27 protein-coding genes are annotated in these 21,539 nt (G+C 73.6%); 7 read left to right on the top strand and 20 right to left on the bottom strand.

Annotated features, from left to right (window positions below; translation table 11 throughout):
• Nucleotides 1-14 precede the first annotated feature (14 nt).
• From trpM to hisI, 7 genes are all read right to left on the bottom strand, one after another.
• Nucleotides 15-236 (bottom strand): tryptophan biosynthesis modulator TrpM, encoded by a 222-nt coding sequence (gene trpM / locus E5082_RS33665; RefSeq protein WP_135790496.1) that lies wholly within the window; start codon nucleotides 234-236, stop codon nucleotides 15-17.
• Between the two features lie 22 nt (nucleotides 237-258).
• Nucleotides 259-1,068 (bottom strand): indole-3-glycerol phosphate synthase TrpC, encoded by an 810-nt coding sequence (trpC, locus tag E5082_RS07610; protein WP_135790495.1) that lies wholly within the window; start codon nucleotides 1,066-1,068, stop codon nucleotides 259-261.
• 132 nt (nucleotides 1,069-1,200) lie between these two features.
• The gene (locus tag E5082_RS07605; RefSeq protein WP_373309979.1) at nucleotides 1,201-1,644 is read right to left on the bottom strand and encodes a DUF2752 domain-containing protein; all 444 of its coding nucleotides are present in this window, start codon (nucleotides 1,642-1,644) and stop codon (nucleotides 1,201-1,203) included.
• Nucleotides 1,645-1,738: 94 nt separating this feature from the next.
• Complete coding sequence (locus E5082_RS07600; protein WP_135790494.1) at nucleotides 1,739-1,990, bottom strand: HGxxPAAW family protein; 252 nt, start codon at nucleotides 1,988-1,990, stop codon at nucleotides 1,739-1,741.
• Between the two features lie 169 nt (nucleotides 1,991-2,159).
• Entirely contained in the window at nucleotides 2,160-2,798 is a 639-nt protein-coding gene (locus E5082_RS07595; RefSeq protein WP_135790493.1) for a TIGR02234 family membrane protein, read from the bottom strand.
• Nucleotides 2,799-2,847: 49 nt separating this feature from the next.
• Nucleotides 2,848-4,329, bottom strand: a complete 1,482-nt coding sequence (locus E5082_RS07590; RefSeq protein ID WP_135790716.1) for an anthranilate synthase component I — start codon at nucleotides 4,327-4,329, stop codon at nucleotides 2,848-2,850.
• A gap of 5 nt (nucleotides 4,330-4,334) precedes the next feature.
• Entirely contained in the window at nucleotides 4,335-4,715 is a 381-nt protein-coding gene (gene hisI, locus E5082_RS07585) for a phosphoribosyl-AMP cyclohydrolase (RefSeq protein ID WP_135790492.1), read from the bottom strand.
• Nucleotides 4,716-4,797: 82 nt separating this feature from the next.
• On the opposite strand from hisI, the gene E5082_RS07580 reads away from it, so the two are divergent.
• Both E5082_RS07580 and E5082_RS07575 read left to right on the top strand, forming a co-directional pair.
• Nucleotides 4,798-5,433 (top strand): TIGR03085 family metal-binding protein, encoded by a 636-nt coding sequence (locus E5082_RS07580; protein WP_135790491.1) that lies wholly within the window; start codon nucleotides 4,798-4,800, stop codon nucleotides 5,431-5,433.
• Between the two features lie 36 nt (nucleotides 5,434-5,469).
• On the top strand, nucleotides 5,470-5,868 hold the full coding sequence (locus E5082_RS07575; RefSeq protein WP_135790490.1) for a VOC family protein: 399 nt from the start codon (nucleotides 5,470-5,472) through the stop codon (nucleotides 5,866-5,868).
• Between the two features lie 4 nt (nucleotides 5,869-5,872).
• Here E5082_RS07575 and E5082_RS07570 read toward each other — a convergent pair whose 3' ends face one another.
• The 9 genes from E5082_RS07570 to hisD are packed head-to-tail and all read right to left on the bottom strand — an operon-like array spanning nucleotide 5,873 to nucleotide 12,836.
• On the bottom strand, nucleotides 5,873-7,108 hold the full coding sequence (locus E5082_RS07570) for an MFS transporter (protein WP_229918696.1): 1,236 nt from the start codon (nucleotides 7,106-7,108) through the stop codon (nucleotides 5,873-5,875).
• 25 nt (nucleotides 7,109-7,133) lie between these two features.
• Nucleotides 7,134-7,892 carry an imidazole glycerol phosphate synthase subunit HisF gene (gene hisF / locus E5082_RS07565; RefSeq protein WP_135790488.1) on the bottom strand — a complete coding sequence of 253 codons (759 nt, stop codon included), beginning with the start codon at nucleotides 7,890-7,892 and terminating at the stop codon, nucleotides 7,134-7,136.
• Nucleotides 7,889-8,284 (bottom strand): RidA family protein, encoded by a 396-nt coding sequence (locus E5082_RS07560; RefSeq protein WP_135790487.1) that lies wholly within the window; start codon nucleotides 8,282-8,284, stop codon nucleotides 7,889-7,891. The genes hisF and E5082_RS07560 overlap by 4 nt, the downstream gene beginning before the upstream one ends.
• Nucleotides 8,281-9,006: a bifunctional 1-(5-phosphoribosyl)-5-((5-phosphoribosylamino)methylideneamino)imidazole-4-carboxamide isomerase/phosphoribosylanthranilate isomerase PriA gene (gene priA / locus E5082_RS07555; protein ID WP_135790486.1), complete on the bottom strand. Its 726-nt coding sequence runs from the start codon at nucleotides 9,004-9,006 to the stop codon at nucleotides 8,281-8,283. Before priA ends, E5082_RS07560 begins: the two co-directional genes overlap by 4 nt.
• 4 nt (nucleotides 9,007-9,010) lie before the next feature.
• Nucleotides 9,011-9,658 (bottom strand): imidazole glycerol phosphate synthase subunit HisH, encoded by a 648-nt coding sequence (gene hisH, locus E5082_RS07550; protein WP_135790485.1) that lies wholly within the window; start codon nucleotides 9,656-9,658, stop codon nucleotides 9,011-9,013.
• Entirely contained in the window at nucleotides 9,649-9,813 is a 165-nt protein-coding gene (locus tag E5082_RS32295) for a hypothetical protein (protein ID WP_030810044.1), read from the bottom strand. Before E5082_RS32295 ends, hisH begins: the two co-directional genes overlap by 10 nt.
• A gap of 4 nt (nucleotides 9,814-9,817) precedes the next feature.
• The gene (gene hisB, locus E5082_RS07545) at nucleotides 9,818-10,411 is read right to left on the bottom strand and encodes an imidazoleglycerol-phosphate dehydratase HisB (protein ID WP_026248532.1); all 594 of its coding nucleotides are present in this window, start codon (nucleotides 10,409-10,411) and stop codon (nucleotides 9,818-9,820) included.
• Nucleotides 10,408-11,514 carry a histidinol-phosphate transaminase gene (locus tag E5082_RS07540; RefSeq protein WP_135790484.1) on the bottom strand — a complete coding sequence of 369 codons (1,107 nt, stop codon included), beginning with the start codon at nucleotides 11,512-11,514 and terminating at the stop codon, nucleotides 10,408-10,410. The genes hisB and E5082_RS07540 overlap by 4 nt, the downstream gene beginning before the upstream one ends.
• Complete coding sequence (gene hisD, locus E5082_RS07535; protein ID WP_135790483.1) at nucleotides 11,511-12,836, bottom strand: histidinol dehydrogenase; 1,326 nt, start codon at nucleotides 12,834-12,836, stop codon at nucleotides 11,511-11,513. Before hisD ends, E5082_RS07540 begins: the two co-directional genes overlap by 4 nt.
• 232 nt (nucleotides 12,837-13,068) lie before the next feature.
• Here hisD and E5082_RS07530 point away from each other — a divergent pair, with 232 nt between their 5' ends.
• From E5082_RS07530 to ybaK, 4 genes are all read left to right on the top strand, one after another.
• Entirely contained in the window at nucleotides 13,069-14,652 is a 1,584-nt protein-coding gene (locus tag E5082_RS07530) for an oxidoreductase (RefSeq protein ID WP_373309980.1), read from the top strand.
• A gap of 156 nt (nucleotides 14,653-14,808) precedes the next feature.
• Nucleotides 14,809-15,825: a hypothetical protein gene (locus tag E5082_RS07525; RefSeq protein ID WP_190045173.1), complete on the top strand. Its 1,017-nt coding sequence runs from the start codon at nucleotides 14,809-14,811 to the stop codon at nucleotides 15,823-15,825.
• Nucleotides 15,826-15,924: 99 nt separating this feature from the next.
• Nucleotides 15,925-16,665 carry an LON peptidase substrate-binding domain-containing protein gene (locus tag E5082_RS07520; protein WP_086691327.1) on the top strand — a complete coding sequence of 247 codons (741 nt, stop codon included), beginning with the start codon at nucleotides 15,925-15,927 and terminating at the stop codon, nucleotides 16,663-16,665.
• Nucleotides 16,666-16,689: 24 nt separating this feature from the next.
• The gene (ybaK, locus tag E5082_RS07515; protein WP_135790481.1) at nucleotides 16,690-17,190 is read left to right on the top strand and encodes a Cys-tRNA(Pro) deacylase; all 501 of its coding nucleotides are present in this window, start codon (nucleotides 16,690-16,692) and stop codon (nucleotides 17,188-17,190) included.
• A 4-nt stretch (nucleotides 17,191-17,194) separates the two neighbouring features.
• Here the strand turns inward: ybaK and E5082_RS07510 are convergent, their stop codons facing one another.
• From E5082_RS07510 to E5082_RS07495, 4 genes are all read right to left on the bottom strand, one after another.
• Complete coding sequence (locus tag E5082_RS07510; protein ID WP_135790480.1) at nucleotides 17,195-17,872, bottom strand: AAA family ATPase; 678 nt, start codon at nucleotides 17,870-17,872, stop codon at nucleotides 17,195-17,197.
• A 34-nt stretch (nucleotides 17,873-17,906) separates the two neighbouring features.
• Entirely contained in the window at nucleotides 17,907-18,728 is an 822-nt protein-coding gene (locus E5082_RS07505; protein WP_135790479.1) for an ABC transporter permease, read from the bottom strand.
• A 76-nt stretch (nucleotides 18,729-18,804) separates the two neighbouring features.
• Nucleotides 18,805-19,818, bottom strand: a complete 1,014-nt coding sequence (locus E5082_RS07500; protein ID WP_135790478.1) for an ABC transporter ATP-binding protein — start codon at nucleotides 19,816-19,818, stop codon at nucleotides 18,805-18,807.
• Between the two features lie 79 nt (nucleotides 19,819-19,897).
• The gene (locus E5082_RS07495; protein ID WP_135790477.1) at nucleotides 19,898-21,115 is read right to left on the bottom strand and encodes an NYN domain-containing protein; all 1,218 of its coding nucleotides are present in this window, start codon (nucleotides 21,113-21,115) and stop codon (nucleotides 19,898-19,900) included.
• A gap of 225 nt (nucleotides 21,116-21,340) precedes the next feature.
• On the opposite strand from E5082_RS07495, the gene E5082_RS32290 reads away from it, so the two are divergent.
• Nucleotides 21,341-21,514, top strand: coding sequence for a hypothetical protein (locus tag E5082_RS32290; RefSeq protein WP_167514004.1), 174 nt, complete (start codon nucleotides 21,341-21,343; stop codon nucleotides 21,512-21,514).
• Nucleotides 21,515-21,539: the final 25 nt, after the last annotated feature.

Below are 21,539 nucleotides of genomic sequence, written 5' to 3'. Positions count from 1 at the left end.
GGGGGCGGGGATGGTTATCCGGCTGCGGGCCGTTCGTGGCTGGTCGCGCAGTTCCCCGCGCCCCTACAGGTCGGCTGTCGCCATCGCATGCCATTGATCTGGCCCGGCTCCGCCCCGATGTGGTACCTGACCCTGCGGCCGTGGACGCGGCGGGCCGGGGCGCGGCAGCCGCGGGGACGGCAGCCGCGCGCGAGGCGGGCGTGGCGGTCCACGGTGGCGGTCAGGGTGAGAGTCATCGGGGTCAAGCCTACCGGGGGATCAGCCGCGGCCGTGCCGGAGTGCGGGGTGCTCGCCCGCGGCCACCAGGTCGGCCACCGCGCCCTTGGGGTCGCGGCCGGTGACCAGGGACTCGCCGACCAGGACGGCGTCGGCGCCGGCGTTGGCGTAGGCGATCAGGTCGTGCGGGCCACGTACACCGGACTCCGCGACCTTGACCAGCTCGTCGGGGATCTCCGGGGCGATCCGCTCGAAGGTGCCCCGGTCGACCTCCAGGGTCCTCAGGTTGCGGGCGTTCACACCGATGATCCTGGCGCCCGCGTCCACGGCACGCTCGATCTCGTCCTCGTCGTGCACCTCGACCAGCGGGGTCAGCCCGATGGAGACGGCACGCTCGATCAGCGACTCCAGCGCGGGCTGCTCCAGCGCGGCCACGATGAGCAGCGCCAGGTCGGCGCCGTACGCGCGGGCCTCCCAGAGTTGGTACGAGGTGACGATGAAGTCCTTGCGCAGCACCGGGATGTCGACGCGGGCGCGGACGGCCTCCAGGTCGGCCAGCGAACCGCCGAAGCGGCGCTGCTCGGTGAGGACGGAGATGACGGCGGCGCCGCCCGCCTCGTAGTCGGCGGCCAGCGCGGCGGGGTCGGCGATGGCGGCCAGCGCGCCCTTGGACGGGCTGGAGCGCTTGACCTCGCAGATGACCTTGACGCCGTCGCCCTTGAGGGCGGCCACGCCGTCCTTGGCGGCCGGGGCCTGCGCCGCGCGCTCCTTGAGCTCGTCGAGGCTGACGCGGGCCTGCCGCTCCGCGAGGTCGGCCCGGACTCCGTCGATGATCTCGTCGAGCACGCTCACGCGAGCGGCCCCCTTTCAGCGGGTGGTCTGGGGCGGGTCCGAAAACCCAGGTCACACCGATGGTATCCGGAGGAACTGCCAGGCCTCGCATCCGGCGGGCGGCGGTCCCATTACCTGGACATTCCTTGTTGATCAAGGACGGATCGGGCCACCGAACGGCAGGTTCCGGACGACGGTGAAGAGCAGCAGCGCGGAGCCGAGGACCCACAGCGGGGTGCGGTCCAGGACCAGGCGCACCGGCAGGCTCCGCGCGGCCCGGACCGCCCAGAGGGTCCACAGCACGGCGAAGGCGAGGTAGGCGGCGACTCCGGCCGCGTTGTCGTGCAGGGCGCCGAGGAGGTCGCCGTGGACGAAGGCGTGCGCGCTGCGCAGTCCGCCGCAGCCGGGGCAGTACAGCCCGGTCAGCGCGTACAGCGGGCAGACGGGGTAGTGGCCGGGCTGGTTGGGGTCGACCGTGCCGACGTAGGCGAAGGCTGCGGCCACCGCCGCGAGCACTCCCGCCGGGGCGGCCAGGCGCCGCCACAGCGGCATCCGAGCGGGCGGGGCGAAGGGCGGGGCACCGCTGTCGGCGTTCACCCTGGCATTCTGCCGTGGCCCCGGTACGGACGCGTGAAGGGGCGCCCCTGAGCCGTCCGTACGGCTCAGGGGCGCCCCTTCACGGGTGCTTCGCTCAGCTCTCCGCGGCGACCGGCTCACGGGTGGCCGCGGCGGTAGGGCGGACCGCGTTGTCCTTCGGCATGCCGAGGCCCATGGAGCGCATGATCCAGCCCACGACGCCACCGAGGGCCACGACGACCATGCCGGCCCAGAAGCCGACGGGCTGGGCCATCACGATGAAGGCGCCCGAGACGCAGAAACCGATGAAGGCGATGATGACACCGGTCCAGGCGGCCGGGGTGTGACCGTGGCTGCTGCCCGCCATGACTTGCTCCTCGTTGCTGTGTACGTGTCGAGTTTCATGCCGTACGGGTCGTACGGTCCGAGCCCGCCCGTCACTGTCCGAGCCGGGTCGCTCGGGGTCCATTCTCCCGTACGCCCACCCGCGACCGGCGCGGGGGTGGGAGTCTGTTTGGCCACACTCGGGCGGAGCTTCAGGCGCCGGTGGGGTCCTCGCCCCGGTCCAGGGCCTTCCAGATCTCCTCGGGACGCTCCGGGTCGACCGGGCGGGGGCTGCGCCGGGGGCGGTCCGTGCCGCGCTCGTAGCGGCCGGACATGGCGGGCCATCGGGGGCCGTAGCGCAGCGCCAGGAGCCCGGCGAGCAGGATCAGCACGCCTCCGGCGGCGGCGGCGTAGGGCCAGGCGGTGTGGCTGAGGGCCTGGACGGTGGCGGAGGTGTCGCCGGTGGTGGCGGCCGCCTTCTCGTCCAGCGCGGAGCCGTCCGCGACCCCGGCGAGCGAGGCGGCGACGATGCCCGCGCCGGAGAGCGTGAGCAGCGCGGCGACGGCGAACCGGCCCGTCCGCCGCACCGCGAACACGGCGACCAGCGCGGCGAGGCCCACGACGGCGAGAGCGGCGGGGACGCCGGTGACGTCGCTGCCCGTGGCGGTCAGCGGGAAGTTGCCGCCGGCGACGGTCGCGGTCCCCTCGGCCCAGCGCTGCCGGGTCGCCAGCAGCGCCACGGCCGCGCCGAGCGCGCCGGACAGCAGGGCGACGGCGAGGCTGCGCCGGCCGGAGCGGGCGGGCGCGGCGGCTTCGGAACGGGGGTGCGGTACGGCAGTCACGTACTCCACTATCGCCTGAACCCCGGACGAAGCGTCATCCGGGGTTCCCGCGAGCGGGTCACACCGTGCCCAGCCGGTTGGCGGTGTGCACGGCGCGCAGCACGGCCGCCGCCTTGTTGCGGCACTCCTGGTCCTCCGCGACCGGGTCGGAGTCCGCGACGATCCCGGCCCCGGCCTGCACGTATGCCGTGCCGTCGCGCAGCAGGGCGGTGCGGATGGCGATGGCGGTGTCGGAGTCGCCCGCGAAGTCGAGGTAGCCGACGCAGCCGCCGTACAGGCCGCGCCGGGAGGGCTCGAGCTCGTCGATGATCTGCATCGCGCGGGGCTTGGGGGCGCCGGAGAGGGTGCCGGCCGGGAAGCAGGCGGTGAGCACGTCGAAGGCGGTCCGGTCCCCGGCGACCTCGCCGGTGACGGTGGACACGATGTGCATCACGTGCGAGTAGCGCTCGATCGACATGAAGTCGACGACCTCCACCGAGCCGGGTTCGCAGACCCGGCCGAGGTCGTTACGGCCGAGGTCGACCAGCATCAGGTGCTCGGCGCGCTCCTTGGGGTCGGCCATCAGCTCGTCGGCGAGCGCCTGGTCCTCCTGCGGGGTGCTGCCCCGGTGCCGGGTGCCCGCGATGGGGTGCACCATGGCGCGGCCGTCCTCGACCTTGACCAGCGCCTCGGGCGAGGAGCCGACCACGTCGAACCCGTCGAACCGGAACAGGTACATGTACGGGGACGGGTTGGTGGCCCGCAGCACCCGGTACACGTCCAGCGCGCTCGCGGTGCACGGCGTCTCGAAGCGCTGGGAGGGGACGACCTGGAACGCCTCGCCCGCGCGGATGCGCTCCTTGACGTCCTCCACGGCCGCCCGGAAGTCGGGGCCGCCCCACAGCGCGGTGTACTCGGGCAGCTCGGAGGGCGGCAGCACGGCCGGGGGCTGGGCGACCGGGCGGGCCAGGTCGGCCTCCATGGCGTCGAGCCGGGCGACCGCGTCGGCGTACGCCTCGTCCACGCCGGTGTCGAGGTCGTTGTGGTTGATCGCGTTGGCGATCAGCAGGACCGAGCCCTCCCAGTGGTCCATCACCGCGAGATCGCTGGTCAGGAGCATGGTCAGCTCGGGCAGGTTCAGGTCGTCGCGCTCGCCGGGGCCGATCTTCTCCAGGCGGCGGACGATGTCGTAGCCGAGGTAGCCGACCATGCCGCCGGTGAAGGGCGGCAGGCCCTCCTGGTGCGGGGTGTGCAGGGCCTGGAGGGTGGCGCGCAGCGCGGCGAGCGGGTCGCCGTCGGTGGGGACGCCGACCGGCGGGGTGCCGAGCCAGTGGGCCTCGCCGTCGCGCGTGGTCAGGGTGCCCGCCGAGCGGACGCCGACGAAGGAGTACCGGGACCAGGAGCGGCCGTTCTCGGCGGACTCCAGCAGGAAGGTGCCGGGGCGTTCGGCGGCGAGCTTGCGGTAGAGGGCGACGGGGGTGTCTCCGTCGGCGAGGAGCTTGCGGGTGACCGGGACGACCCGCCGGTCGGCGGCGAGCTTGCGGAAGGTGTCGAGGTCCATGGCGTTCACCGGTCCTCCTCCTTGAGCAGCACGTCGGCGTCGAAGCAGGTCCGGTCACCGGTGTGGCAGGCGGCGCCCGTCTGGTCGACCTTGACGAGCACGGTGTCGGCGTCGCAGTCCAGCGCAACCGACTTGACGACCTGGACGTGGCCGGAGGTGTCGCCCTTGACCCAGTACTCCTGGCGGCTGCGGGACCAGTACGTGCAGCGCCCGGTGGTCAGCGTGCGGTGCAGCGCCTCGTCGTCCATCCAGCCGAGCATCAGCACCTCGCCGGTGTCGTACTGCTGGGCCACGGCGGGGACGAGGCCGTCCGGGTCGCGCTTGAGGCGGGCGGCGATCTCGGGGTCGAGGCCGCTGGGACGGGGGCTGCGGGTCGTACGGGTCATGGGAGCCATTGTGCCGTGCGAGGCCCGGGGTCACGTTCCGTGTCCGCTGCGTGGTCCTCCGCGGTGGCCGTACGCTGAAGTCATGTCGACCTTCGCCAAGCGTGAACGTCTCCTGCTCGCAGACCTCTTGGAAACCGCCGGCCCGGACGCACCGACCCTGTGCGAGGGCTGGACGACCCGTGATCTGGCCGCGCACGTGGTGGTGCGCGAACGGCGCCCCGACGCGGCGGCCGGGATGCTCGCCAAGCCCCTGGCCCCCCGGCTGGACCGGGTGATGGAGGAGTACGCGGCCAAGCCCTACGACGAGCTGATCCGGCTGATCCGCACCGGCCCGCCGAAGTTCTCCCCGTTCCGGCTGAAGCAGCTGGACGAGGCGGCCAACACCGTCGAGTTCTACATCCACGCCGAGGACGTGCGCCGCGCCCAGCCGGACTGGAGCCCGCGCGAGCTGGACCCGGTGTTCCAGGACCTGCTGTGGTCGCGGCTGGAGCGCACGGCCCGGATGACCGGACGGCACGCCCCTACCGGCCTGGTGCTGCGCCGACCGGACGGCCGTACGGTGGTGGCGCACCGGGGCACGCCGGTGGTGACGGCGACCGGTGAGCCCTCGGAGCTGCTGATGTTCGCCTACGGGCGGCAGGACGCGGCCAAGGTGGCACTGGAGGGCGACGCGGACGCGATCACCGCCCTGCACGACTGCCGTCAGCTCGGTCTCTGAGCCGCTCCGGACACCTGACGAGAGCGGGGCACCGCCATGATCAAGGTCGCCATGACCGGGGTCTATGTGGACGACGTGGCGCGGGCGCACGCCTTCTACACGGAGGTGCTGGGGTTCGAGACCCGGCTCCACCTGGACCTCGGCGACGGCGTGCTGTTCGTGACGGTGGGCGCGCCGCAGGGGGCCCAGCCGGACCTCCAGTTGCTGCTGGAGCCCGGCGGGGGCCCCATCGCCGAGCCGTACCGCACCGCGCTGTACGAAGCGGGCCTGCCGACCATCGTGTTCGAGGTGGACGACATGCGCGTGGAGTACGAGCGGCTGCGCGCCGCCGGTGTCCGGTTCACCCATCCCCCGCAGGAGCAGGGGCCGGTGCTGGCGGCCGTGTTCGACGACACGGTGGGCAATCTGGTCCAGCTCACCCAGCGACTGCGCTGACCCCTCAGACGGGCAGCTCGGCCCGCCTGAGGTGCGGGAAGCACAGCACCACGACCCCGCCCAGCCCGCACACCGCCGCGCTGGCCACGAACACCGGCCCGAGCCCCCAGACACCGATCGCGGTGGCCGCGAACGGCATGCTCAGCGGGGCGAGCCCCAGGCTGACCAGGCTGGCGACGGCGGTGATCCGGCCCAGGTAGGCGGGGTCGGCCTGGGTCTGGAGCAGCGCCCCGCACATCACGCCGCTGAGCCCGGCGAGCAGCCCGACCAGCAGGGCCGTGCCGACCGCCGCGGGGAGCACCGGCACATAGGCGAGGGCGCCGATGGCGACCGACCCGGCGAGGATCGAGCAGGCCGCGGTAAGCCCGGCGCGCGGAACCCGGCCGCGTACCGCGAGCAGAGCTGAGACGGCACCCGCGCCGACGCCGAACCCGGCGAGCACCCAGCCCATGCCTGCCGCGCCCCAGCCACGCCGGTCGGCGAGCAGGGTGAGACCGACGTTGAGCGGGCCGACGAAGCCGAAGTCGCCGAGGGCGATGGCGAGCATCAGCGGGCCGAGGACGCGGTGGCGGCGGACGTAGCGCAGGCCGTCCACCAGGCCGGCCCAGGCGGTGCCCGCCTCTCGGCCGCTCCTCTCGTCCGGGAGCGGCCTGATCCGGACGGTGATCAGCAGGGGTAGCGAGAGCGCGATGAGCAGTCCGGCCAGTCCGAACGCGGTGGCCGCGCCACCCATGGCCACGCCGAGCCCGCCGAGCGGGGCGCCGACGACACCGGCGATCCGGATGGCGAGCCCGCGCAGGCCCTGCACGCGGGCGAGCTGGCCGGGTGCGGTGATCCGGGCCGGGAGCGCGCCGACGGCCGGCATGAAGACGGCGTCGACGGTGCCGAAGACCAGCGCCAGCGCGGCGAGCGGCCAGAGGCCGGGCGTGGTGACGGACAGCAGCGCGGCGACCGCGAGCACGGCCGCGCAGCGCACGGCGTCGCTGCCGACGACCACCCGGCGCGGCCCGAACCGGTCCGCGATCACCCCGCCGCCCAGCAGCAGCAAGGCCCTGGGCACCGCGCTGGCCGCCATCACGAGCCCGGCCTGCGAGGGGCTCCCGGCCCGCACGGCGGCCCAGGACAGGGCGATGTAGTAGACGTTGTCCCCGAGCATGGACGCGGTGTACGCGGCCAGCCAGCGCAGGACGTTGGGGTCACGATGAGCCGCCCGGTCGCCTGTGGGGGCGGCCGGGCGTATCTCGGTGTCGGTGCGGGGGCCCGGTTCAGACACGGACCGGGTGGCCCGCTTCTCGCAGGGTGTGCTTGACCTGGCCGATGCGCAGGTCGCCGAAGTGGAAGACGGAGGCGGCCAGCACCGCGTCCGCGCCCGCGTCGACGGCCGGGGGGAAGTGCGCGAGGGCACCCGCGCCGCCGGAGGCGATCACCGGGACGGAGACGTGCTTGCGGACGGCCGCCAGCATGTCGAGGTCGTAGCCGTCCTTGGTGCCGTCGGCGTCCATCGAGTTGAGCAGGATCTCGCCCGCGCCCAGCTCGGCGGCCCGGTGTGCCCACTCGACCGCGTCGATGCCGGTGCCCGTGCGGCCGCCGTGGGTGGTGACCTCGAAGGAGCCGGACGGGGTGCGGCGGGCGTCCACCGAGAGGACCAGCACCTGGCGGCCGAACCGCTCGGCGATCTCGCGGATGAGGTCCGGCCGGGCGATGGCGGCGGTGTTGACACCCACCTTGTCGGCGCCGGCCCGCAGCAGCTTGTCGACGTCCTCGGCGGTGCGGACGCCGCCGCCGACGGTGAGCGGGATGAAGACCTGCTCGGCGGTGCGGCGCACCACGTCGTAGGTGGTCTCCCGGTCGCCGGAGGAGGCGGTGATGTCCAGGAAGGTCAGCTCGTCGGCGCCCTCGGCGTCGTAGACCTTGGCCATCTCCACCGGGTCGCCCGCGTCGCGCAGGTTCTGGAAGTTGACGCCCTTGACGACCCGGCCGTTGTCCACGTCGAGGCAGGGGATCACGCGTACGGCCAGGCTCATGCGGACACTCCTCGGAACGCCTCCACCTCGATCTCGACGACCAGGCTGGGGTCCACGAAACCGGAGACGATGATCATGGATGCGGCGGGCCGGACGGTGTCGAACAGCTCCTTGTGTGCGCGTCCGACCTCCTCCACGTCGCGGGCATGGGTGATGTACATACGGGTGCGCACCACATCGTCACGGCCGAGGCCCACCTGCGCCAGCGCGCCGAGCGCGACACCGAAGGCGTTGACGGCCTGCTCGTACGGGCCGCCCCCGGCGATCTGCCCGTCCACGATGGAGGTGCAGCCGGAGACCAGCACCAGGCCGTTGGGCAGCTCCACGGCGCGGGCGTAGCCGAACTGGTCCTCCCACGGCGCGCCGGTGCTGATCCGGCGTACGTCGCTCATCGGGACACCGCCGCGAGGGCCTCTTCCAGGGTGAACGCCTTGGCGTACAGCGCCTTGCCGACGATGGAGCCCTCGACGCCGAGCGGCACGAGGTCGGCGATGGCGCGCAGGTCGTCCAGCGAGGAGACGCCGCCGGAGGCGACGACCGGGCGGTCGGTGGCCGCGCAGACGTTCTTCAGCAGCTCCAGGTTGGGGCCCTGGAGGGTACCGTCCTTGGCGATGTCGGTGACCACGTAGCGGGCGCAGCCCTCGCGGTCCAGGCGGGCGAGCGTCTCGTAGAGGTCGCCGCCGTCGCGGGTCCAGCCGCGGCCACGCAGGGTGGTGCCGCGTACGTCGAGGCCGACGGCGATCTTGTCGCCGTACTCCGCGATGACCTTGGCGACCCACTCGGGGGTCTCCAGGGCGGCGGTGCCGAGGTTGACGCGGGTGCAGCCGGTGGCGAGGGCGGCGGCGAGGGTGTCGTCGTCGCGGATGCCGCCGGACAGCTCCACCTTGATGTCCATGGCCCCCGCGACCTCGGCGATCAGGGCCCGGTTGTCCCCGGTGCCGAACGCGGCGTCCAGGTCGACCAGATGCAGCCACTCCGCGCCCGCGCGCTGCCAGGCGAGGGCCGCCTCCAGCGGGGAGCCGTAGGAGGTCTCGGAGCCGGACTCGCCGTGCACGAGGCGTACGGCCTGGCCGTCGCGGACATCGACGGCGGGGAGCAGTTCGAGCTTGGCCATGGTCTCAGAGGGTTCCGATCCAGTTGGTGAGGAGCTGGGCGCCGGCGTCGCCGGACTTCTCGGGGTGGAACTGGGTGGCGGACAGCACGCCGTTCTCCACGGCGGCCACGAACGGCCCGCCGTAGGTCGACCAGGTCACCGCGGGCGGGGTCATGGCCGCGCTGAGCTGCTCGAAGTCCCAGTCCTGCACGGCGTAGGAGTGCACGAAGTAGAAGCGCTCGGCCGGGTCCAGCCCCTCGAAGAGGCGGGAGTCGGCCGGGGCGTCGACGGTGTTCCAGCCCATGTGGGGCACCACGTCGGCCTTGAGCGGGCCGACCGTGCCGGGCCACTCGTCCAGGCCGTCGGTCTCCACACCGTGCTCGATGCCGCGCGCGAACAGGATCTGCATGCCGACGCAGATGCCGAGCACCGGGCGGCCGCCGGCCAGGCGCCGGTCGACGACCCAGTCGCCGCGGGCCTCGCGCAGGCCGGTCATGCAGGCGGCGAACGCGCCGACGCCGGGCACCAGCAGGCCGTCGGCGTTCATCGCCTTGCCGAAGTCGCGGGTGATCTCCACCTCGGCGCCCACGCGGGCCAGGGCACGCTCGGCGGAACGGACGTTGCCGAAGCCGTAGTCGAAGACCACGACCTTCTTCACGTCGCTCAACTCCACACCCCCAGCCGCATGACGCCCGCGACCAGGCACATGGCCGCGCCGATGGAGACCAGCACGATCAGGCTGGTGGGCATCTTCTGCTTGACGAAGGAGATGATGCCGCCGACCAGGAAGAGGCCGACGACGATCAGGATGGTGGACAGTCCGGTCATGGGGTTACAGCGCGCCCTTCGTGGAGGGGAGGATGCCGGCCGCGCGCGGGTCGCGCTCACTGGCGTAGCGCAGCGCGCGGGCGAGGGCCTTGAACTGGCACTCCACGATGTGGTGCGCGTTGCGCCCGTAGGGCACGTGCACGTGCAGCGCGATCTGGGCCTGGGCGACGAAGGACTCCAGGATGTGCCGGGTCATCGTGGTGTCGTACTCGCCGATCATCGGCGCCATCTTCTCGGGCTCGGTGTGCACGAGGTAGGGGCGGCCGGAGAGGTCGACGGTGACCTGGGCGAGGGACTCGTCCAGCGGGACCGTGCAGTTGCCGAAGCGGTAGATGCCCACCTTGTCGCCGAGCGCCTGCTTGAAGGCGGCGCCGAGCGCGAGGGCGGTGTCCTCGATGGTGTGGTGGGTGTCGATGTGCAGGTCGCCGTCGGTCTTCACGGTGAGGTCGAACAGGCCGTGCCGGCCGAGCTGGTCGAGCATGTGGTCGTAGAAGCCGACGCCGGTGGCGATGTCGGTCTTGCCGGTGCCGTCGAGGTCGATCTCGACGAGGACCGAGGTCTCCTTGGTGGTGCGCTGCACGCGTCCGGTGCGGCTCATGCGTCAAGCTCCTTCTTCAAGTCCCGTACCGCGTCGAGGAACGCGTCGTTCTCTTCGGGGGTTCCGGCGGTCACCCGCAGCCATCCGGGCACGCCGTTGTCCCGGACCAGCACCCCGTTGTCGAGGATGCGCCGCCACGCGCCCTGGGTGTCCTCGAAGCGGCCGAACTGCACGAAGTTGGCGTCGGACTCGGTCACCTCGTAGCCGATGGCCCGCAGTTCGGCGACGAGCCGGTCCCGCTCGGCCTTGAGCTGCTCGACATAGCCGAGCAGCGTGTCGGTGTGCTCCAGCGCGGCCAGCGCGGTCGCCTGGGTGACGGCGCTCAGGTGGTAGGGCAGCCGGACCAGCTGGACGGCGTCCACCACGGCGGGGTCGGCGGCCAGGTAGCCGAGGCGCAGTCCGGCGGCGCCGAACGCCTTGGACATGGTCCGCGAGACCACCAGGTGCGGGCGGCCCTCGAGGAGCGGCAGCAGCGAGTCGCCGTGACTGAACTCGATGTACGCCTCGTCCACGACCACCATGGACGGCTTCGCCGCCTGCGCGGCCTCGTACAGCGCGAGGACGGTCTCCGGCGGGACGGCGTTGCCGGTGGGGTTGTTGGGGGTGGTGATGAAGACGACGTCGGGCCTGTGCTCGGCGATGGCGCGCTCGGCGGCGACCAGGTCGATGGTGAAGTCCGCGCCGCGCGGTCCGGAGATCCAGCCGGTGCCGGTGCCGCGCGCGATCAGCGCGTGCATCGAGTACGACGGCTCGAAGCCGAGCGCGGTGCGGCCGGGTCCGCCGAAGGTCTGCAGGAGCTGCTGGATGACCTCGTTGGAGCCGTTGGCCGCCCAGACGTTCCGGGCGTCGAGGGGGTGGTGGCCGGTCGTGGTGAGGTATTTGGCGAGTTCGCTGCGGAGCTGGACCGCGTCCCGGTCGGGGTAGCGGTTCAGGTTCCGGGCGGCATCGCGCACCCGCTCCGCGATCCGCTCGACCAGCGGTTCGGGCAGGGGATAGGGGTTCTCGTTGGTGTTCAGCCGGACGGGGACGTCCAACTGGGGCGCGCCGTAGGGGGACTTGCCGCGCAGCTCGTCCCGTACGGGGAGTTCGTCGATGCCGGTCACTTGGTCCCCGGTACCTTCCAGCCGAAGCGGGCCTTGACCGCCGCGCCGTGCGCGGGCAGGTCCTCGGCCTCCGCGAGGGTCACCACATGGTGGGCGACCTCGGCGAGGGCGTCCTCCGTGTAGTCGACGATGTGGATACCGCGCAGGAACGACTGCACGGACAGGCCCGAGGAGTGGCAGGCGCAGCCGCCGGTGGGCAGCACGTGGTTGGACCCGGCCGCGTAGTCCCCGAGGGAGACCGGCGCCCAGGGGCCGATGAAGACGGCGCCCGCGTTGCGCACCCGGTCGGCGACGGCGGCCGCGTCGCGGGTCTGGATCTCCAGGTGCTCGGCGCCGTACGCGTCGACCACCCGCAGGCCCTCCTCGACTCCGTCCACGAGGACGATCGCGGACTGCTGACCGTTCAGCGCGGGCACGATCCGGTCTTCGATGTGCTTGGTCGCGGCGACCTGCGTCTTCAGCTCGGCCTCGACGGCGTCGGCCAGGGCGGCCGAGTCGGTGACGAGGACGGCGGCGGCCAGCGGGTCGTGCTCGGCCTGGCTGATCAGGTCGGAGGCGACGTGCACCGGGTCGGCGGTGTCGTCGGCGAGGACCGCGATCTCGGTGGGGCCGGCCTCCGCGTCGATGCCGATCCTGCCGGTGAAGAAGCGCTTGGCGGCGGCGACCCAGATGTTGCCGGGACCGGTGACCATGTTGGCGGGCGGGCAGGACTCGGTGCCGTAGGCGAACATCGCCACGGCGGTGGCGCCGCCGGCCGCGTACACCTCGTCCACCCCGAGCAGGGCGCAGGCGGCGAGGATGGTGGGGTGCGGCAGGCCCCCGAACTCGGCCTGCGGCGGGGAGGCGAGCGCGACGGAGCCGACGCCGGCCTCCTGCGCGGGCACCACGTTCATGATCACGGAGGAGGGGTAGACCGAGCGGCCGCCGGGCGCGTACAGCCCGACCCGGTCGACGGGGACCCACTTCTCGGTGACGGTGCCGCCGGGGACGACCTGGGTGGTGTGGGTGGTGCGGCGCTGGGCGCGGTGGACCAGGCGGGCCCGGCGGATGGACTCCTCCAGGGCGGCGCGCACGGCCGGGTCGAGGGCCGCGAGCGCCTCGGTGAGCGCCTGGGCCGGGACACGGACGTGTTCCAGCCGTACTCCGTCGAACTTCTCCGCGAAGTCGATCAGTGCCGCGTCGCCACGATGATGCACGGCCTCGCAGATCGGACGCACCTTCTCCAGGGCGGCCGAGACGTCGAAGTCGGCTCGGGGCAGCAGGTCGCGCAGGGCGGGGCCCTCGGGGAGGGCGTCGCCGCGCAGATCGATTCGGGAGATCACAGTCCCAATTCTCTCAGACCGGCGCCGGGGCCCGTCCGCGTGTATCAGTGGCTGATACAGAACATGGGACAACCGGTGGCACAGAGCGTGGCCGGAACCCGCGAATTCACCCTCACTTTGTGTGTCGAACCCGTCACTGACCGGGCATGAGCCGGGGAACGACGTGTGGGACGGACGTGGGCGGCGGGCCAGGCGGTGACGCCCGTGGCCGGCTCGCGGGAGAGGAGCCGCGGTGACCGAGGCACTGGCGGCGGGTCCGGGCGCTCAGGAGCTGCCGGACGATCTGACCCCGGCCGAGGCGGGCATGTGGCAGGCGTTCCGCAACGGCAGCGTGTACGACCTGAGCAGCGGCGAGTCCGGCGTGGACGATCCGCACGGCGGCGTCCCCTGGGGCCCGGAACGCAGTGTGCGGGCGCGCGTGGTGTGCTGGCTGCTGCTGGACGGGCCGCCCGCGCTCGCCGGCCGGGTCTCCTCGCTGAAGCTGACCGGGGTGCGGATCACCGGCACGGTGGACCTGGCGGGCGGCACCGTCACGCCGTACGTGGAGCTGCGGTGCTGCCGGTTCGACGACGAGGTCCGGGTGCCGGAGGCGCATTTCACCACCGTGCGCCTGGTGGACTGCGCGGTGCCCCGCCTGGAGGCGGCGCGGGTGCGCACCGAGGGTGATCTGCATCTGGCACGCTGCCGCTTCCGTACCGGCATCCGGCTGACCGACGCCCGGATAGGCACCGACCTGATGCTCAACCAGGCGGTGGCGCACCGGGACCGGGGCGGGCGGTCCATCGCGGCGGACGGCATGACGGTGGGCCAGGACCTCCAGGCGGAGATGCTGGAGTCGTACGGCGAACTGCGGCTGCGCGGCGCCCAGGTGGGCGTGTCGCTGAGCCTGCGCGGGGCCCGGCTGTCCAACCCGTACGCCCGGCTGGCGCTGAACGCCCCGCAGCTCACGGTGGAGCGGACCCTGTATCTGACCCCGGCCGCGGTGGGCAGCCCGCTGCTGAGCGGGACGACACCGGCGCGCGGGACGCGGGTGCAGCGGTTCGAGTGCCGGGGCGGGATGCGGCTGGACGACGGGCGGTTCGGGGACGCGGTGGACCTGGAGGGGGCCCGGTTCGTGCTCACCGACGACCAGGAGCTGTCGCTGCGCCGGGTGCAGACGCCCGAGCTGCGCTTCCTCGGGGACCGGCCGCCGTCGGGCCGGGTGGTGCTGTCGGGCGCCCGGATCGTCAACCTGGTGGATCACGTGGGCAGCTGGCCGGAGCCGGGGAACCTCCAGATGCGCGGCTTCACGTACGAGAACCTCGTACCGCGCGGACCCTTCCCGCTGGCCCACCGGCTGGACTGGGTGGCGGCGGCGACCGCCGAGTACCACCCGGAGCCGTACGAGCGGCTGGCGGCCGTGCTGCGCGCGGCCGGGGAGGACGAGGACGCCCGCGACGTACTGCTCGCCAAGCACCGCAGACGCCGCGAGACCCTGCCGCTGGCGGCCAAGCTGTGGGGGTACGCGCAGGACTGGACGGTCGCCTACGGGTACCGGCCGGGGCGGGCCGCGCTGTGGCTCGCGGTGCTGTGGGCGGCGGGCACGCTGGCCTTCGCGCACGCCGACCCGCCGCCGGCGCACTCGGAGGACCATCCGGCGTGGAGCCCGGCGCTGCTCACGCTGGACCTGCTGCTGCCGGTGATCGACCTGGGCCAGCTCGACCAGTGGCGGTTGCGGGGTGCGTGGCCGTGGCTGGCGGCGGTGCTGATCATGCTGGGCTGGGTGCTGGCGACGGCGGTGGCGGCGGGGGCGACCCGGCTGCTGCGGCGGAGCTGATGCGAAGGGGTCGCGTGGGGTTCGTGGTGCCTTTTTGGTGGCAGGGGCCTGACAATAGTTGAAAAGCCACCTTTTTGCGGTTCCTTGACCCTCGGCCGCACAACCTTCCACAACTTGCCCCAACCCTCTGGCGCGGGCCGGACCTGCGGACTTTCAATGGTCGGCACCATGGTTCTGCTGCCGGCGTTCCTCCGCCCCACCCGGAAGACACGACGCGCCTCGCGCCCGGACTCCCCCGCACCGGCCGACGACGTCATCCTCGACGCGCCCGACGACCGCCTCTCCCCCGCCCTGGTCTCGGCCGGGCAGGGCGAGTTCACGGTCGCCGCCGCCCTGCTCGCGGCCACCCGCGCGGCGGCCCAGTGGGAGGAGCGCGACGCCTACGCCACCCGGCTCGCCGCCTTCGCCCGCTCCCGCCCCGAGTGGTTCGAGGCGTGGCGGGCGGCCGACCCCGGCGATCCGGGCGTGCTGCTCGTCGGCGCCCAGCTGGCCGTGGACCGCGCCTGGCCCTCGCCGGGCCGCGCCGAGCTGCTGCGCGAGGCCAGCCCGCTGATCACGGCCGCCGCCCGCGCCGACGACCGCGACCCGGTGCCCTGGCGGATCGCGCTGGACCACGCGCGCGGCTCCCGCGCGGGCCACCGCTACTTCGAGGAGCTGTGGGAGGCGGCCGTACGCCGCTCCCCGCACCACTACGGCTGCCATGTCGCGGCGCTGCGCTATCTGGCCACCTTCTGGCACGGCTCGCACCGCGAGTGCTTCGACTTCGCCGAGCCGGCCGCCCAGGACGCCCCGCCCGGCTCGCTGGTGCAGGCGCTCCCGCTGCGGGCCGCCTTCGGCTACCTCACCGACGCCTGCGGCCCCGAGGTGCCCCGCGAGAGGCTGCTCGCGGCCGCCGACCGCGCGGCGGCACTCTCCGCCCGTTACCCGGCCGCCGACCCCCGCCTCGCCCAGGTCCGCAACAAGCTGCTCTACGTCCTGCTGCGTCTGGAGCGCTGGGAGGAGGCCCGCACCCAGCTCGCGCTGATCGGCCCGTACGCCACCTCGTACCCCTGGAGCCGGGTGTCCGAGGACCCGCTCGGGCACTTCCTGCGGCTGCGCGACGCCCTGCTGACCGACGCCCCGCCCGCCGCCCTGGCCGCCCTGCTCCCGGCCCCGCCGCGCTCCCACGTCTGAGCCCGGCGGGGGCCGACGGGGGCCGGCCGGGCCGGGATCGGTGAGACTGCCGCTGCGCCGCGGACGCTCCCGCGCGCCGGACCATTAGGCTGGGGCGTCGTGACCACCGCCCGCCTGCCCCTCTTCCCGCTGAACACGGCGCTGTTCCCGGGACTCGTGCTGCCGCTGTCCGTCTTCGAGGAGCGGTATCGCGCCATCATGCGCGAGCTGCTGAAGACCCCGGAGGACGAGCCGCGCAGGTTCGTCGTCGTGGCGATCCGCGACGGCCACCAGCTGGCGCCGAGCGCCACGGGGCTGCCGGACCCCGACGCCGACACCGAGGAGGGCCCCGCGGCCGGCTTCGGTCCCGACCCGCTCAAGGCGCTGCACCGGGTGGCCTGTGTGGCGGACGCCGCGACCATCCGGGAGCGTCCCGACGGTACCTTCGAGGTGCTGTGCACCGGCACCACCCGCGTCCGGCTGCTCTCGGTGGACGACTCGGGGGCGTTCCTCACCGCCGAGGTGGAGGAGCTGCCGGAGGAGCCCGGCGACGAGGCGGGCGCGCTCGCCGAGGGGGTGCTGCGCTCCTTCCAGCAGTACCAGAAGCGGCTGGCGGGCGCCCATGAGCGCTCCATCTCCGCCGATTCCGACCTGCCGGACGACCCCGGTGTGATCTCCTACCTGGTGGCGGCCGCGATGGTGCTGGACACCCCGACCAAGCAGCGGCTCCTCCAGGCACCGGACACCGCGTCCCGGCTGCGGGACGAGCTGAAACTGCTTCGCGCCGAGACGGCGATCATCCGTAGTCTGCCCTCACTGCCCGCGTTCGAGCTGACGCGGGCGCGCACCAGTCTGAACTGAAGGAACAGAGGGCCGGCACCCGCGATGGCGAAGAAGTCCAAGAAGCAGCAGGCGGGCGGCACGCCCGCCACGGTGGCCCTCACCGCGGCGGGCGTGGACCACACGGTCCACTCCTACGAGCACGATCCGGCCCACCCCTCCTACGGCGAGGAGGCCGCCGAGGCGATGGGCGTCTCCCCCGACCGGGTCTTCAAGACGCTGGTGGCCGACGTGGACGGCGCCCTGACGGTCGCCGTGGTCCCGGTCTCCGGCACGCTGGACCTCAAGGCGCTGGCGGCGGCCGTCGGCGGCAAGCGGGCGGCGATGGCCGACCCGGCGCTCGCCGAGCGCACCACCGGCTATGTGCGCGGCGGCATCTCGCCGCTGGGCCAGCGCAAGAAGCTCCCCACCGTGCTGGACGAGTCGGCCGGGGCCCACGCCACGATCTGCGTGTCGGCGGGCCGGCGCGGCCTGGAGGTCGAACTCGCCCCGGCCGACCTGGCCACCCTGACGAAGGCCGTCCTGGCGCCCATCGGCCGCGGCTGACCGGTTACGCGGACGGCGTCCCGTACGGGCCCCGCGGCTCGTGGTCGTAGGGGCCCTGCTCGTACGGGTCGGGGTCGCGGGGGCCGAAAAGAGCCGTCAGGCCCAGGTGGACCAGGAGCGCGCCCAGCGGCCAGGCCAGCAGGGCGCCCTTGGCACCGAGCCGGAGCGGTGCCGGGAAGGTGACACCGGCGCCGACCGCCTTGGCGTGCGCGATGACGTCCGAGGTCGGGCCCAGCCAGACCCCGAGCCGCCAGCCCAGCACCGAGGCGAGCAGCCCGCCGACACCGAGGCCCACCACCAGCGGCACACCCCCGCGCCGCCGCAGCAGGAACACCAGGACCGCGCTGATCAGGCCGAACGCCAGGCCCAGCAGGGCGAAGGTGCCGTCCACCCCGGCCGCCTGCTCGCCCTCGGTGTCCTTGAGGTAGACCACCCAGCTCCGGTCGGTCTCCTCGCCCACCAGCGGCACGTGCGGGGCCAGCCACCACCACAGCAACCCCAGCAGCACCCCGGAGAGGGCCACCGCCACGGCCACGACGACGGCTTCGCGTACTTCGGTCTTCATACCGGGGCCGTCCTGTCCGTACGGGTCCGCGACCGGTGTCCCGCCCGAGGGGCCCCCTCCGTGCTGATGCGCGAAGTCGTCGTGCGGCGGCGGTGGCGGAGTCAGCGGTGCGGTCACCCTGACATCGTGCCAGGTCGCGTCGCGCGCCGCGTCACCGGACGGCGGCCCTGCGGTACGCGCGGGTCGCCACGGCCAGCGAGATCACTCCGACGCCCGCGCACACCCCCAGGTCAGCGAGGACCACCGCCCAGTCGGGGTGCGGGCCGAAGGTGCGCGCGTACGCCTCCACCCCGTAGGTCGAGGGCAGCAGGTCGCGGGCGAAGCGCACGACGCCGGGCATCCGGTCGGCGGGCAGCACGCCGAGCAGCAGCGCCGCCGACATGCCGAGCTGGCCGAGCAGTGTGGCGAGTTCGGGGCGCGGGGCGAGCAGCCCGAACGCGGCGCCGAGCCCGGACAGCGCGGCCCCGGCCAGCGGGATCACCGCCAGCAGCACCCAGAGGTTGGACAGCGGCAGCCCGAACAGCGCGCAGCCCACGACCGCGGTGACCAGCGTCCCCGGCACGGTGAAGGAGGCGTACGCGGCCGCCGCGCCCAGCACCACGGCGGCCGGCGGCACCGGCAGCGTGGCGTAGTGGTCGAGCCCGCCGCTGGCGCGCAACTGGCCGAAGTACTGCGAGAGCAGGTTCAGCGCCACGTACGCGACGACCAGCACCGAGGACCCGGCGACCACGGCCTGCGCCTCGGGCCCGCTGTCCACCACGCCCCGCATCATCACGGCGATGCCGACCGACTGGAAGGTCGCCACGAACAGCAGCGGGATGCGCGCCACCCGGGCCCGCGACAACTGGGCCCGGTAGACGGCGGCCAGCGACGGCCACAGCCGCACGGGCGGCCCCAGCTCGGCCGCGCGCCGCGCCTGCCCCGGCCCGCTCCTCGCGGCGCCCGGCAGGACCTCGGCGGGTACGACACTCACGACGCGCTGCTCCTCTTCCCGACGGCGGCCGGACAGACGTCCCCGAGGGACCATACGGATGCGATCAGGACCGCGCTCACGCCTTCACCAGCCCCTGCCGGGCGGCCCCGCCGAGGGCGAGGTAGACGTCCTCCAGGCTCGGCGTGGCGAGGGTGAAGTCGTCCAGCGCGGCGAAGGCGGCCCCGCCGGTGACGGTGGCGACGGCGGCCCGCGCCTCCTCGGGGGCGAGCCGGAGCGTCCAGCGGCGCCCCGCCTCCACGGCCCGCTCGCGCAGTACGGCGACCTCGGGCACCTCCAGCGGCGCCCGCTCCCGCCAGACCAGCTCGACCCGGACCTCGCCGGAGACCCGCTCCTTGAGCCCGGCCGGGGTGTCGCAGGCGATCACCCGGCCCTCGTCGAGCACGGCAACGCGGTCGAGCACGGTCTCGGCCTCGATGACGTTGTGGGTGACCAGCAGCACGGTGGCGCCCTGCTCGGCCCGGCGCCGGTCGACGGCGGCCCAGACCGCGCGCCGGGCCACCGGGTCCATGCCGGTGGTCGGCTCGTCCAGCACCAGCAGCGGGCGGGCGCCCACGAGGGCGGCGGCGAGGCAGGCGAGCCGCCGCTGGCCGCCCGACAGCTTCTTCAGCGGGCGTCCGGCGATCGGGGCGAGGCCCAGCTCGTCCAGTACGGCGTCACGTTCGGCGCGGGCGGCGCGTGCCTCCAGGCCGCGCAGCCGGCCGGTGGTCTCGGCGGCGAGGGCGACGGTCAGCTCGTCCAGCGCGGAGGACTCCTGGCCCAGGTATGCGAGGATGCGGGCGGCCCGCTCGGGGTGGCGCACGATGTCGTGGCCGAGGATCTCGACGCTGCCGGAGTCGGGGCGCAGCAGCCCGGTGAGCTGGCGGACCAGGGTGGACTTGCCCGCGCCGTTCGGGCCGAGCAGCCCGAAGATCTCGCCGTGCCGCACGTCCAGGGTCACCTGGTCGGTGGCCCGGACCTCGGGCGCCCCGGCCGCTCCGCGCCGCCCCTTGAGGGGCGGATAGGTCTTGCTGAGCGCGCGCACGCGTACGACGTCGTCGTACCTGAGTGGCTCTCCCGCGCGCGTGGTCACGAGGGACGAGACTACGCGGTGCGGCCCCTTTACTCGCCTTTGGGGCACCTCATCTCGGCATCCGCCGGTCAGGGCGCGTTCACTCCCCGGCGGTGGCGTTCTCCGCCGCGGCCGGGACGTCGAATTCCCGCCAGAACCCCGCCCGGATGGCGTAACGGTCGTGCTCGTCGATCTGGTCGTCCTTGTGGGCGAGCAGACCGAAGCGGGCCGCGTAGCGCAGCAGCTCGCCGTCGATGCGGTGCGGGATGCGGGGGTACATCGCGGACAGCCGCTGGAGGTGGCCCTGGTCGCCGAGCCGGGCCATCCAGCGGCGGGCGAACACCTGGCCGACCTCGTAGGGGTCGCCGCCGACCGTGGTGATGTCCTCCTCGCGGTCCGCCCAGCGCTGCTCGGCGGTGGTGAGCTGCGCCAGGGTCGGCATGGCGGCGACCTCCGGCGGCTCGGCGGCGGTGCCCGGCCGGTCCACCCAGCCCTTGTCGGAGGACCAGCGCAGGGTGGCGCTCGCCGGAGCCTGCGCCGGCGCGGCACCGGAAGCGCGCAGCGCGGCCAGGTCCTTGGGGGTGGGGACGCCCTTGTGGGCGACGGCCCGGTCCTGGGTGCCGTTCTCCGAGGCGGGGGCGGCCGGGCGATGGGTGTCGTCCTCGGCGGTGCCTTCGCGGCCGGAGGGCGCGGACTCGGGCAGGGGGGCGGAGAGGATCGCGGCGATCTCGGGACGCGGCGCCGGGGGCGGGGCGCAGACGCCGGTGAGCTCCTTGGCGCGGACGGCCTTGACGATCCAGGCGCGGTCCAGCACGCGCCGCTCGTCGGCCTCGGCGACCAGGTCCTCGGACTGGTTGTAGTCCCCGTCGGCGGCCTGCACGGCCCATAGGTGGACGGCGACACCGTGCTCCTTGGCCGCCATCATGCCGGGCAGCAGATCGCCGTCGCCGGTGACGAGGACGATGTCGGAGCAGGCGCGGTTACGGGCCAGCTCGGTCAGCTCCGCGTGCATGGCCGCGTCGACGCCCTTCTGGGCCCAGCGGCCGTCGCTTCTGGTCAGGGCGCCGAGCCGGACGGTCACGCGGGGCATCACCCGGAGCCTGCGGTGCTCCGGCTGGGGGACCCGGTCGGGGGCGCCGTCGAACCAGTAGATGCGCAGCAGCGGGCGGCCGGTCTCGGACTCGGCGCGTTCGCGCAGCGCCTGGATGAGCGCGGTGTGGTCGACGATGATCCGGGACCGCGAGGGCTCACCGGCGAGGAGGCTCGCGGCGGCTCCCAGCAGATACCCGGCGTCCACCAGGACGATGCAGCGGTCCACGCGACTCACCCTCTTTCCGGGAGGTATTGCTTCGGCGTTCCTTCGAGTCTGCCCGACCGCGCGGGGGTTAACGGCCGGAACTCGATCTTCGGCGTGGCGTTTCGGGGGCCGGTGTCCCCATCAACCCTGTCACACACGGTAATTATCCGACATGCGCTTGATGTCAGCGTATGTGAATCTAATTTCGGCCCTGGCCCCTAGACCCCCTTCAGGAGGCAGATCCCCATGGCCAAGAACAAGAACCGCAAGCAGACCGGCCCGAAGAACCGCGCTTCCCAGGCCGAGCAGTCCCAGCGCTCGAGCGAGCAGGCCCCCGAGGCGCAGGAGGCCACCGCCCAGGTCGCGGGCGGCCAGCAGGACTACACCCGCAAGCAGAACAAGCGCTTCGGCCACAACTGAATGTCGCCACAGGGCATTTGAGCCC

This window comes from Streptomyces griseoluteus, assembly GCF_004784465.1.
Lineage (GTDB): Bacteria > Actinomycetota > Actinomycetes > Streptomycetales > Streptomycetaceae > Streptomyces > Streptomyces griseoluteus.
This window is presented reverse-complemented; position numbering and strand designations above follow the sequence as displayed.